Origin of the sequence: Stenotrophomonas sp. FR010 (assembly GCF_047520755.2) — a bacterium.
Taxonomy (GTDB): Bacteria; Pseudomonadota; Gammaproteobacteria; order Xanthomonadales; family Xanthomonadaceae; genus Stenotrophomonas; species Stenotrophomonas sepilia.
Genome location: NZ_JAXBQT020000012.1, coordinates 1 through 12,591, shown reverse-complemented (window position 1 = coordinate 12,591; position 12,591 = coordinate 1). Strand labels below are relative to the sequence as shown.

The following is a 12,591-nucleotide window of genomic DNA, read 5'->3' as shown; positions in this document are numbered from 1 at the left end:
CATGATCACTGGACCAATGCCTGTCGCGCAGGTGACTAGTGTGGGCCACATCGCGCGCCCTCAGGCACCTCGCCCCCGAACATCTGCAGCACCCGATCCAACAGAACAGGTTCCGGCACGTCAGCCAGTACCTGCTCCAGGTAATCCAACGGCTCCAACTGCCATTCGAGGAGCGCCCGCAACCGCATAACGGCAGGCGCCCGCTGCTTCGCGTCCAGTGAGACCTGCAACAGCAGATGTTGCGAGCGCCTCTCCAGCCACAGCACGGGTATGCCTCGGCAATGAACCTGGAACTCGGCATCTCGGCGCCGCTCAACGAACTGGAAGCCCTGTCGTGGCCGAGCCTCCACGAACTGCATGGCTTGGCGGCGCAACTGCAGAAAGCGATCGCCGGGGATGCTGTGGAAACCGATAGGCGAGGGCTTGGGCGGCGCCGGCCACTGCGTCTGTGCCGCAACCACCACCACAAGACAGAGCGCGGTGGCCGCCCAGCGCCACCAGGCCACTCAGCCCTCCGGATGCAGTCGGGTACTGGCGTGTGCGGTAAGGCCGATTCCGGCCATGATCAGCCCCTCCATCACGCGCGGGCCGACGTATTGCTCCAGCTCGCCGTTCTCGCGGGCGCGCTGCGCGGCCAGCAGAATCTCCAGGACCACGCGAAGCCCGGCCAGCGAGCAGTCGGTATCCGCCAAGGCGATGCGCCGGCCCGGCATCTGGTGGCGCTCAGGCCAGGGCTGGCCATCGGAGGCGGCGCCGGCGCCGATGCTGTGCAGCAGGGCAATGAGGGTGTTCGGATCCAGCGCGGGGCTGTTCGCAGACGCGTCGTGGATGGGGTGCGGGGCAGGGGAGTGGGGCTGGGTCATGGCGGGGCTCCTTGCGTGCAGGCAGAAGCCGCCACCGATAAAGGTGGCGGACGATGCGTGGCTCGAAATCCGGTGTGCAATCAGACCGGCAGGCACAAGGCCTCCACGCACCGTCCGCCATAGCCGGCTGACGGATTGCCAGTCGGCACCACGCGGCGGTGGTGCCGACTGGCAAGCGCTTTTTACGATTGCAGAACCGAGGATTTCGAGGCCTCGACCACCCGTTTTCGGTGGCACGCAAAGAAATACGCCCGGTTGTGCGCGATGCCAATGCAGTAAGGCCGATGCCGTCACCACATTCAACATTTTCAGAATCGTTGCATATGACGCAACGAAGCTGGAGCCTTGCGCTGCAACGCTATCGGCGATGTCCGTGGTCCAAGCCTAGCGAGTGTCGGCATCTGCCCGGCGAGGCGGTGAGCGAGGCGAATGCGACAGGCCCGTCCAGCACATCCCAGTGTCAGTGACGCTTTAACGCGGCTTTGGTCCGTTCCAGCCATGCGGCATTGTGGTTGCGCGCGTGCCGCGACCAGCGCTGGGCATCGACAATCAACTCGCAGATCTGCTCAATGGAAACGCAAGGTTCCCGAGCCCGGTGAACGAACGACAGGCGCCCCTGGTCCTCGACGAAGCAGCTTTCAAATTTGGAGTTCAAACGGCGCTATGCGCAAAGCGACTATTGCGCACTGATGAAACGATGGCCCGTCTAACTTAAAACCGAAAATCGCCAAATATTCCGACAATAGAATAGGTATCATCGCCACTTGACAATGAGCTACTATTTCTCGACGGCCCCGAACTGAAGGAATAGTAGATGGCAAGCGTAGCAGATCAGGTAATTCGCTCAAGTGCAGCCATTTGTGAAAACATCGCCGCACTGGGCGGCCAGCGCCCGCTACTCTCTCAGAATGTGCTTGCACAACTTCGCAACCTCGTAGAGGGTGCAATGGTATATCTCCACCAAGGCGGAGGCGCCGCGACTTTTACTTACGACTCAGTGAAGCCCGCCCAAGCTTATGTTCGCAGCCAAGGGAAACTAGGTTTCCTTGCCCGCTTTCATCGCCTGCTCCAGGCGAGCGCCTCACACTACACGCTTGATGGTGATTCTTCAGAGCGACTGATGCTCAAGTACTACGGCTACATGTACCGCCTGAGGACGTTGATGCGTAGCGCGTGCGGTATCGACATACTGGAGAACCTAGAGCGCTTCCCGTTCGATCTCGATCCGTCGCTACGAGAGTACCATCGTAAAATAGCTCAGCGAATTGAGCGGACTGCTGGGGATCGCGTGGATCGCGAGCGCGGCGCCAGATACTATATCCACAAAATCCGACCATTCTTTGCAGACGGGCGGATCTACTATGAAGTTACCTTTAATCGCGCTACTGATCGATCAAGCAAATCTAATCGAGTAATTGCCTTTACTGACATAGATCTTAACGACAGCTACTCCGCTTACCTGGTCCTTCAGAGTGATTCAATTCGCGTCCTGGAGCAGGACATGCCCATCACTATCATCAGGGCTTGGGATGTATCTATTAGGCCTTGCGAGCTAAAGAATCTCGGGCGAATTCTTGGCATCCATAGTCAGGTGTCCGGCGCATCGGCAGAATATAGACACCTAAATCAGTGGCTAACCAAAACCGAGGGAAGTTTACTGGACCTAATGGAGATGGATCAGTACTCATATCATGCCGCGCGCTTTGTTTCTAAATCCACCGATACCCGTTTGGCGATCTACCCGATTCTTGACGAAGCACGCCGCATAGTTGGTGGATCTTTACCTGGCCACAATCTCGTCCGCTACCTCATTCTGCGACTGCAGAACTCAGTGATTCGTGGACAGTACTCGTCGGAACCATGCGCTCCACTTTCAAATTTACACCTAAAATTTGGCTGCATACCATTTGAGACAATGCCATTCTGCACCTCGCTTGTGGACCATAACCCTCGATTTTCTGATCTCATAGAGGCAATAGGCGCGGGCGATCGGAAGCACGAAATCATGGCGCGAAGAGTTCACATCAACGTCGAGCAGTATGGAATGCTATACACGGCCGCAGCAGAGCTCAAATCATTTGGTGACATCAGAGAGCTTGCGGATAAACACAATAGAAATTTGTACTACAAACATAGCCATCGAACGATCGAAGAAGACAAGGGCCACGTATTCATTCGCGGCTACGAAGAAGAGACGGCAACGATCGTAAAGAAGCTTCAAGCTAGAGCAAGTGGAGGGTTGGCCGGATACAGTAGTGCAATTTCGCGATGGCTTCAGCAAGCGTCGCAGCATGTGGATGACCCGGTTAAGAAAGACGCCCTTGAGCGCCTCTTTTCCGATTCCAAGGTAGCCCTAATCTATGGGGCAGCAGGCACGGGCAAATCAACCATGGTCGATCACATCGCAAACTTCTTTGGCGACAAGACCAAACTATTCCTCGCCCATACACACCCTGCGATCGACAACCTCATTCGCAAGGTCAATACTCAGAATGCGACGTTCCGAACGGTCAGCAAACATATACACCAGGCGAGACTGGGCGTTGAATATGATCTACTTATTATCGACGAGTGTAGTACGGTCAGCAATTCAGCACTACTGAAGGTGCTCGAAAAGACCTCCTTTAAACTTCTCGTTCTTGTGGGTGACGTCTACCAAATTGAGTCCATTCAGTTCGGAAACTGGTTCTCGGTTATTCGCTCATTCCTTCCGGAGAGTGCCGTATTCGAGTTAACTACGCCTTTTAGAACGAGCAGCGAACCCCTCCTGCGCCTTTGGAACAAGGTTAGGCACATTGAAGATGATATAGATGAGGTCATTGCGAAAAATGGCTACTCAAGCATTTTAGACAGCACGTTATTTCAACGCGCAAGTGATGACGAGATCATACTTTGTCTTAATTATGATGGGCTGTATGGAATAAATAACATAAATCGATTTCTGCAAAGCGGAAACCTGAATCCTGCCGTTATTTGGCGAGAAGCAACCTACAAAGTTGGCGACCCAGTCCTGTTCAACGACTCCGGAAGGTTTCGCCCCGTTTTATATAATAATCTTAAAGGTCGAATCACAGCCATGCAGCAGAACCTGGAGTCACTTCAGTTTGACGTCCAGGTAGATCGACCTCTCACCGCCATGGATGTTGCTGGCACCGAACTGGAGTGGGTTGCCGATTCAACCATTCGTTTCTCAGTCACCGACCAAGATACCAGCGACGATGATGACGACGAAGCGCAGAATGTAGTTCCATTTCAGGTTGCATACGCCGTTTCTATTCATAAGGCACAGGGCCTGGAGTATGACTCCGTGAAGGTTGTCGTAACCGACGCCAACGAAGACGACCTGACTCACAGCATTTTCTATACAGCAATCACTCGCTCCAAACGGGTGCTGCGTATCTTCTGGACCCCGGAGACTCAGCGCAAAGTCATTGAGAATCTTAAGCGCACAGTTAACCCAAAGGACGTCCAGCTTCTTTCAGTCCGGAAAGGATTAGTGCCCGTGCAAAAGCCTTCCATTTGAGAGCGCTCGCCTGTTCGACTTGACCAGCCGAAGATCCCGGACGTTTTATTGCCAATTCCTCTACGACGGCTTGCATGGTGGTCGTAGCTTCCAAGAGGAGCACAAAGGCAACACACTGAAGCCACATGTACAAGGTCGAATACGGCCGTTGATCAGGTTCGCGAGTTCCTCCGGGATCACGTCGGACTGTCGTTCTCGGCGAATTCTGAGGGCTTCGACTAGGTAGATGACGCTAGATTTCGCCTTGCAGGATGCTCTTTGGGGAGAGCGAGACCCGTGGAGCCGCCTCAGCCATCATCAGCCGCCATTCGCGTGCAATGTTGCAGGTCAGGGACCACCAGGCCATGTCGCATGGCTCCAGCTGATGACCTTCGGGCGTGAACATGTGCCCACCTTGGAATCCGAAACCGGCCGAAGGGCCGGTTAGATCTATGCGGTCGTGGGGATCCATCTTGATCATGCTGCGAGCTTATCCTTGGCGGGAGAACGAGCAGGGACGCAAGAGCCATGTTCGTCGCAGAGATTTGAGGGCAAGGTAAGCCACTGATTCTTTTGGGTATAACTCTACCGAAGCGCCACCAGCTCCAAGACCCAACGCAGATCATTCTGGGCCTATGAGGCCAATCGCAGACATTCCTTCCAGTGGAATGACACATGCAGACAATGCCGCCCCCTGGAGATGCAATGCAGACAATTCTGCATCTCAACCAATTTAGTGAATGGCTGTCCACGCTTGGCAGGGAAGGGCCCTCGATCAACTACATCTGACCGCCGCCTCTGTTTCGCACCTTGCCGGCGCAGCCCAGCCACGCCAAAGTCAGAAACGACGAGCTCCTTCTATGTCTGATCATGACCACTGGACGGATCAGTGCGGCCTCATCATCAGTAACAGAGCCGTCAAGCCGGCCCAGCAAGTGAAGGGCGGAGCACGCGAAGCCGCGCGCCAGTACCCGCTCGTATGCCCGCGCGAGAGCATCGATCGCAGGGCTGTCAGACGCGAGTGCGGACGTTGCGCCGGCGATTTCCCTTAGGGCCGCCTGTGTGGGCCGACCTAGTACGCGGCCATCCAGGAATAGCTGCTTGCGGACCCGGTAGGCTGGGAGCAAGACAATCGAGGCCCGGGAGAATGGCTGCCCACCTTCAGAGGCCTCAGGCAAGCCCAGGCAGGCTCGCTCACGTGCCGAGAAGCTAGACTCACGGAACTTCGCCGCAACTGAAGCCGTCACCCGCGCCATCGGTTTTTCAAACGCCTGAGGAAGCTCAAGAAAGAAGTCACGCCCCGGCCCCATGGACGGGGCGAGGCGCGCGAACTCGGCCGTATGGGAGCGAGCTTTGACGGATTCGCCGTGACGTACGTTAGACGTTCTGATGAGCACATCCGATGAAACGTGCTGCGATCGGTACCAAGGGTATGCCCTGCCGCGGAACAGGACTGTGGCCTCCTCGGCAGACGTCAAATCATCCGCCAGCCCGATAAGCATTCGGCGACCTCGGCTGGCTCCGGCCCAGCGCAGGTATCGCTTGATCCAGCTGGCGCGAAGTGCCTCGATCCTACCTTCATCGTCGATGGTGTTCCGGCTCGAAACCGGGTCATGCCCGCATGGACAGAGCAGGGGAGGGGCATCGGAGCGAAAGCCGTTCCATAGCGGTCTGGAGCAATGCTCGCACTCGGATCTGAGGGGGTGCGAGTGCCAGGGACACCGGTTGACCCAAGGCATCTGGAACAACATCGAGTGATACCCAGTTTTCATGCACTCAGTACACCCCGACAGATACGGACGCCAGTGCGTCGCAGAACCGCTGAAGACTTGCCAAACAGTTGGCTGCCACAGCGGTGCGAGGACAGACGCAGCAGGAATTCTTGCCGCAATCGAAGTTCTGGTCTTTGCGGAGAGACAGAGCTGACGACACAGATCCTCGCTGTACCTTGGACGGATGCCGAACGCACCATGCCCATCACTGCAATAAAGGCTATTGAATCTCAGTGTCTGAACGACGAATCCGAACGGGGATATGCCCGCGCTCCACGCTGGTGGTAGGTGGGCTACAGTTCTGATTTCGCCTTCGCTATCCATTGAAGCCTCCATCTGCCGTGAAAGTCAGCGCTCCAGATTCGCCATCAAATGCAGCAAGATCTGAGAAGGCGACCGACATTTCAATGTCATTGGATGTGACCTCCTTGAAGCCACCTTTGCAGATCACTCTGGTCGCCAAGTAGTACGCAATCAGGCGCATAGCCTTTACAGGCCACTCATCTTGACTAGAGTGCCCGGCTGCAGCACGACAGCTGCAACCGGCATTCCAGATCTGCTCACTGAAATGCCGCAAGCGAAACTTTCCGTCGTAGAGCTCTGGTGCGAGGCTCCTGGGCAAGGTGACCCCGGCCCCGGGGCTCGCCTCTACCTCGTCCTCGAAGCGCTCCAAGAACGTCTCAACGTCCAGAGCCCCTCGAATGCCATGCAGGCGGTGGTAACGGGTCAAGAACCGTCCACGGACCTGAGGCGTTACCGTGATTCTATTGATCTCTTCGCGCCGACTTGAGGTGTGATTGTCCTGAAACAAGAAGATCACAAAGAGCGAGATGCCCCTCTTCTCCAGCGCGTTGTCTACTGTGATGAAGTGTTGAAAGGCAGCTTGCTCCAGCAGATTTGCATCATCGGCGATGAAGAATAGCGATCCTCCGCCGGCGGCCCTGAGCATCAGATCAATGGTGTTCACGATCCTCTCGATCTTTCGATCTGCAGATTGCTGGGAGATCACCTGAGAACCGATCTGTGAAATGAACCAGTCCAGGAATGCGGACTCACCAGGGCCAAGCACCCGGAGGTTTGCCTGCTTGGCCACGTACTTACATTCGGTCCATTCAGTGTTGGCGCAGATGAACTGCGCGAGCGTACTTTTGCCAAACCGTGTCAGCGAATGGAAGCCGATACCTCGGTAGTCGACCTCAAGTGCGGAGATGATTTTGGTCAGGGCATCCTCCATGCCGCGGGTCGGGATGATGGGCTCTCCCTTGTAGTTGAACGTGGTCATTGCTTTGCCCCTTTCCTGCCCAAATTGACCCGGCCGGTGATGGGCACGAATAGGTCCTCTGTGGGGACTGGCGGTAGGGCGATCTCGGCCACAGGTAGCCTCACTTCCTGAGCCATCGGTCCAGTCTCAGGTGGCGCATCGAGATCCCTACGGTGTCGCGTTGCAGCAAGTGCAGTGGCGTGCTCTGAGCTGAAGTTCTTCCTTACATGCTCCCTGTACGCGGCGACCGCGTCTTCTGCGCCGCTGATCTCGAATCCATCCGCTCGACTTCGGCGATGGATCAACCGTCTAAGCGCGATGCTATGCGGTGAACGGCCCCAAGGCCGGAGCGCCCTCAGGACTACGAAAAGCTCTCCTGACGAGGTGTAGAGGTACAGGAACCTTCCATCGTGGATGTCGACCTCTGCCGCGAATGTCTGGCCTAAAAGGTCCCACCTGTTCTTCATGGAGGCGGATCGATATATTGCGTGTTCATGTCGCGCATAGGGTTGACGCCCTTTACTTCGATCGCCTCGAATGGTTACGGTGAAATTGTGCTTGGAAAGTGACCGAGCGCGGTTCTCGTGATCCTTGGTAGCAAACAGCCACCCGCCAGACGCCGCAAAAGACTGAATTGCCTGCACTGGCGTACGGTTCTGGAGCGTGTTGATCGGCGATACGTTAGAAGCCGATATCGTGACATCCATGAGATCTTCGAGCGCAGTTGGCTGCAATGGGAAATTCTCGAAATTGAAGCCATTCGTTTTGGTCGCGTCTGACAACTGACCCGCTGGTCGGAACCCGCCTGGCAGCTTTCTGATCACCGCTTCTTCCATCCGCTTGTTCCAAGCCTCCAGATGGCCACGCGTCTCAGGAACACGGCTATGCCCAAAATGGATGACACCCATCAGCTCGGACGCCATCCGAGCCCTATTGACCTGCAACTTGTGAGCCATTGCATTGTCCACACTCGTAATTGCCCCCGTAGCTACAAAACCGATGGCGGGGAGGGATCCGATGCACGCCCCTGGCGCATAGTCCATTGAGGGCGCGACGAGGTCACGAGCAAGCCATTCCCGCAAGCTATCTGCACATGCCGCGTTGAACTCGGTCCCATTGTAGTTGGTGGAGAAGGAGAGCCTCCAACTGCTGCAGAGCCTCAGTAGCGCGAAGTAGCCGACTATCAACCAGGTCTTCGGGATCTTTTGGAAGAACGGGTTTCCATCAGCGTCCTCACCTTCAACACAGAACTTCGTGTCCAACGCGTGTCCATCGAACTGCACCCAGTCCCCCATCTGTAGCGCAAATACCTCGTTCAGCTGGCTGGCGAGGGTTGCATCCTCTATATCGAAGCCATCATCTACAAACAGAGAGCCTTGACGCAGTCGTTTCAGGTACTGCAGGATGCTTCTCCTCGCGCACGATTTATCGTTCGCTGGATAGCGATCTGCCGGAACCAAATTGTGCACAGTCTTCTTCAGTGATTTGAAGAAGCGATCAAACTTGGGGCTGCGCGCATTTCTCGAAGGCAGTGGGCCAGCGTAGCTGATGAGCAACTCTTTGAACTCCGGGAGTTTTCTTAGGAACGCATTGAATGCTCCCGGTCCCGCAGCAACAGGAAAGTCTTCGGCAGCCCTTTCGCTGGCATTCCGTACCTTGTAGGGCAAGCAGGCGCGCCAACCCCACGGCCGCCCATCCGGGGAAGTCTGCTGTGCATTTCGAATTGTCAATGCAAGCGTCTTCGCGTTGAGTCCGTGACGTTTCGCAGCTGAGGCAACTGACGACCCGGCGGCGACGGCGTGAACTGCCTCAACGCGAGTCTCGTAGGACTTCAGCTGTCCTGACGTCAACCCTCTAGGACTAACAACATCCCAGGACAGTAAGTCTTCGCGACTCACCCCGCTCATTGGGGTGCTCCCAGCGAAACTTGGGACGAGGTCCGGAGCCTCTCATTGAAGTTGATCTCAAGATCGCCACGATGCACAAGAAGACATGTCGCACTGCGAATATCACGCCAGTCGAACGTTGTTCGAAGGCTTGTCTCGATTGCATGGAATGAGCTCACGGGGTTCTTTCTCATGTGTGCCATCACCGCTTCAACAAAGACAGTGACTCCTCGCGAGCGTCTCGCTGCCTGGACGTAAGGCAACAGTTCCAGTCGCGTTGCATTGGCCACTCGCGACGCCAGAATGGACTGGACCTTCCGGATCACCAGGTTCAGACCCGCACGCTGTGAAGCTTCCAATAGCTCAGAGCAGAACTGCTGCTCGGCGCGAAGTGCCGGAACGCTCGCGACGGCCTGCCTCCGGAATACGATGAAGCTCTCGGCGCCAGATTTCCTGGAGACCCAGAAGCAGAGCTCAATCATGCGGTCACGCACCAATAGAGTACGAGGGCGCTCGACATAAGCTGCGACGCTGGGGTCAAATTCCAGGTCCAGCGCCAAGGCCAAGCGACACGGCTCGACGACGGTCACTAGCCGGTGATCATTCCTTGGTGAGTGGTAGTTGTACGTGTCCAGTCTCGTGGATTCAGCACGTGCAAGCGGACGGGGCGCATACGCCTGCGTGCTCAGTAAGGGTGAGCCACCCAATTCAGGAGCTGACAGGCTGGGAGGGCTATTCATGACGCTCCTCCCGCTGAGTGGGCGGCTGGCGGTCAGCATGGGACCCAGCAGCCGAAGAAGCGACACAGGTTCTGCACCTCGAATGATCGTTAGTGGGCGCGCACTGGGCGCTGCGATGAATGCCATCGCTCGCGACAGTCACTACCGAATGTTGGCGCGAGATGCAGCTCGGAATGATAACGAGCCAATTTCGATGGCTACAGCAAGCAGTCCCAGAAATGCTGGTGCGGCGTGGGCTGCGATAGTTGCCCCGGGTGGTGTCGAGAGCTCCCGGGTAGGTTGCTCCTGAGGACATTGTTTTCTCCGGCTGAAGTGCTCTTTGGAGCCATGCCGCGAAGAAAGGGGCCGATCAGGTCGCAACCTTCCCGCACGCCGGCGGCTGCCGCCGTGTGTGAAAGCAATGACCGTCTGGCCGTCCATCACTGGCGGCTTGACTTTGCGGAGGAAATGCCGGAGCCTAAACTCACTGACGTTTAGTGCTTTCAACCTCTCGCTCTATCGAGAGGCAAATGCCCCCGCTGGAACGGGGGCATTTCCATTTCCGGGGTTCAGAGAGGCGGTGTCAGCTCATATTTGGGTAAACCTGATGGGTTGAAGGGCAATTAGCCCCCGGATGATGCCTTCGCGGAACCGACGAAGGCCGCTACATCGACAGTGTCAGCGAACCATCCACGCCGCCTGGGCAACAGAAACATCTGGAAGGGCAGAGACCCCCGTGCACGCGCCTTAGCTAAGGACGCAGTGTTCTTGTAACCCAGAACCCGGGCCGTCTGAGCAGCAGAGAGGACGGCACCGAAGGTGCGCAGGTATTTCGTCTCGAGCGAGTCTTCGGACATGTGCCGTGCTCAGTCGCGGTCAGGGGCGCACTGTCGCGCACCATCGACTCTACCTGTGCGCGCCATCGCCTGCAATAGGCCTAAAGCATTGATTGCAATAGAATAAATTGCGAAAAATTTGCCATGTAGATACTTTGTAATTGCCCTTACACAGACTTAGAAATTGCACCAACTCGGCTTTTCGATGGCACTGCTCATCCATTGACCTCATCAAGCAGCGACCAACAGCCACAGCCTGCAATGAAGAGGACGTAACGGCCGTGGGTGTTCCACGATGCCAGGGCGAATGCGCATTTTTAGGACTGCGCCATCCTTCAACGTGCCGATAAGCGTGCGTTATCGAGGCTGCGAACTTTGGCCGGGTCCTCACAGATCTCCGATTTGCTCAGTGAGAAGTGCTATTGCCTGTGTAAAGCCCTCCATGAACATGGGCTTGGTCCCATCTGCATGGGTTTCGAGGATGCTGGGGATTAGCTTCTCCCATGCGCGTCCGAGCTGATCAGGATCAGGGTGTGTGATGATCATGATCCTGAGGCCATACTCGAACGCTTTTAGGTAGCCGCGATGCGCCTCCAGTGTGCACTCGCAGGCTGAGAGTCGCTGTAGCATATCTTCCATTGTGGTGATCATTCTCGAAGTAGGAATCGACAAAGGGACGGGGCTTCAGCCATATTTCGCGAAGACCTTTGGACTAGCCTGATGAGCATCCTCAACGTTCTGTTGCGTTCTGACCAGCTCCTGGTTGCCGTGGACACCCTGGCCGAAGACGCCAGAACTGGCGTGACATCGGCTGGCGCGAAGGCACTCCTTATCCCACAGCACAACCTGGTTCTGGCAACGCGCGGATCAACTCAGTTCTTCATTCGAGTCTTCGAGCTCACTCTCCAGGCCAGTTACCGCTCGGATTTTAGGCTGGAACAACTCTTCGCTGAGATGGGGGCCGTGATTGATCGCCTGTGGCCCAGCTATGAAGAAGCGGCTGCGGCGGCTGGTCTTCCCATCGGCCAGCTTGGCTCTGAGATCTTGGTCGGCGGCTGGTCGCCCCAACATAGCCGAATGATGGCCACCGCTTATGCCAAGAGCAGCAACGACCGACCAGCGATAGTCCAGCCACTTGACGGCGGATTGGCGTCCCCTGGAGAGCCCTTGGTTGGCAGACCGGATAGCTTTGATCCTGCCGATGTACTGGCATCTGGCAAGATTCAAGCGGCCTGGCTCAATGGGCAAGTAGGACGCAAGGTGGCGGGCGGCCGACTTTTGGCGACTGTTCTGCGCGAGAACCAGGCGGTGATTCAGGATCTAGGTCAAATCTAGATCTTCGGGCGTCAACCCCGCCAGCGCCAAGATCCTGTCTCTTTTCATCTGCTTCCCCCAGAGGTTCCAGGCTCTGTCGGTAGACAATGTCTCTGTCACCTTACAGGCTGGGCAAGTCAGTTCGACGCCACCTTCTACATCGGCAAGTCCGCATCCCCGAAACATGCGTGACTCGTCCCCACATGCGCCGCACTTGGCCTGAAGCGTCTCGACGCGCTCGATCGTTCCGTTGAGGCGCAGCAAAGGACGGATCCTCAGGATCCGAAAAGCAGCTGGATAGGTCATGTGTCGTGCCGGTCAGGGGCTAGACACGGAGGCGAAGGTGGACCGACCAGAGTTCCATAGACACTCAGTCGCCGCTCTGCGCGTAGCGCTTTTCGAACTCTACCGGTGACATGCCGCCAGCGGAACCATGCC

9 protein-coding genes are annotated in these 12,591 nt (G+C 56.5%); 2 read left to right on the top strand and 7 right to left on the bottom strand.

Annotation, left to right across the window (positions count from 1 at the left end; translation table 11 throughout):
• Window positions 1-35: 35 nt before the first annotated feature.
• Both ACM0PK_RS12165 and ACM0PK_RS12160 read right to left on the bottom strand, forming a co-directional pair.
• Window positions 36-506 (bottom strand): hypothetical protein, encoded by a 471-nt coding sequence (locus ACM0PK_RS12165; protein ID WP_414607269.1) that lies wholly within the window; start codon window positions 504-506, stop codon window positions 36-38.
• Window positions 507-863, bottom strand: a complete 357-nt coding sequence (locus tag ACM0PK_RS12160; RefSeq protein ID WP_260364712.1) for a hypothetical protein — start codon at window positions 861-863, stop codon at window positions 507-509. It lies immediately after the preceding gene.
• Window positions 864-1,677: 814 nt separating this feature from the next.
• On the opposite strand from ACM0PK_RS12160, the gene ACM0PK_RS12155 reads away from it, so the two are divergent.
• Entirely contained in the window at window positions 1,678-4,386 is a 2,709-nt protein-coding gene (locus ACM0PK_RS12155) for an ATP-dependent DNA helicase (RefSeq protein WP_414607270.1), read from the top strand.
• A gap of 232 nt (window positions 4,387-4,618) precedes the next feature.
• Here ACM0PK_RS12155 and ACM0PK_RS12150 read toward each other — a convergent pair whose 3' ends face one another.
• The 5 genes from ACM0PK_RS12150 to ACM0PK_RS12130 form a co-directional block, all read right to left on the bottom strand.
• Complete coding sequence (locus tag ACM0PK_RS12150) at window positions 4,619-4,846, bottom strand: DUF3653 domain-containing protein (RefSeq protein WP_414607271.1); 228 nt, start codon at window positions 4,844-4,846, stop codon at window positions 4,619-4,621.
• Between the two features lie 1,607 nt (window positions 4,847-6,453).
• Window positions 6,454-7,419, bottom strand: a complete 966-nt coding sequence (locus ACM0PK_RS12145) for a hypothetical protein (RefSeq protein WP_372486405.1) — start codon at window positions 7,417-7,419, stop codon at window positions 6,454-6,456.
• Window positions 7,416-9,065, bottom strand: a complete 1,650-nt coding sequence (locus ACM0PK_RS12140; RefSeq protein ID WP_414607272.1) for a hypothetical protein — start codon at window positions 9,063-9,065, stop codon at window positions 7,416-7,418. The genes ACM0PK_RS12145 and ACM0PK_RS12140 overlap by 4 nt, the downstream gene beginning before the upstream one ends.
• 236 nt (window positions 9,066-9,301) lie before the next feature.
• Window positions 9,302-9,874 (bottom strand): hypothetical protein, encoded by a 573-nt coding sequence (locus ACM0PK_RS12135; RefSeq protein ID WP_372486403.1) that lies wholly within the window; start codon window positions 9,872-9,874, stop codon window positions 9,302-9,304.
• A gap of 1,352 nt (window positions 9,875-11,226) precedes the next feature.
• A complete protein-coding gene (locus tag ACM0PK_RS12130) occupies window positions 11,227-11,478 on the bottom strand; it encodes a hypothetical protein (RefSeq protein WP_414607273.1) in 252 nt (83 codons plus the stop codon).
• A gap of 81 nt (window positions 11,479-11,559) precedes the next feature.
• On the opposite strand from ACM0PK_RS12130, the gene ACM0PK_RS12125 reads away from it, so the two are divergent.
• Window positions 11,560-12,174, top strand: a complete 615-nt coding sequence (locus ACM0PK_RS12125) for a hypothetical protein (protein ID WP_049455259.1) — start codon at window positions 11,560-11,562, stop codon at window positions 12,172-12,174.
• Window positions 12,175-12,591 lie beyond the last annotated feature (417 nt).

Coding starts and splice junctions, on each gene's coding strand:
- ACM0PK_RS12130 (WP_414607273.1), bottom strand. CDS start 11,478: ATGGAAGATATGCTACAGCGACTCTCAGCCTGCGAGTGCACACTGGAG.
- ACM0PK_RS12145 (WP_372486405.1), bottom strand. CDS start 7,419: ATGACCACGTTCAACTACAAGGGAGAGCCCATCATCCCGACCCGCGGC.
- ACM0PK_RS12125 (WP_049455259.1), top strand. CDS start 11,560: ATGAGCATCCTCAACGTTCTGTTGCGTTCTGACCAGCTCCTGGTTGCC.
- ACM0PK_RS12155 (WP_414607270.1), top strand. CDS start 1,678: ATGGCAAGCGTAGCAGATCAGGTAATTCGCTCAAGTGCAGCCATTTGT.
- ACM0PK_RS12150 (WP_414607271.1), bottom strand. CDS start 4,846: ATGATCAAGATGGATCCCCACGACCGCATAGATCTAACCGGCCCTTCG.
- ACM0PK_RS12160 (WP_260364712.1), bottom strand. CDS start 863: ATGACCCAGCCCCACTCCCCTGCCCCGCACCCCATCCACGACGCGTCT.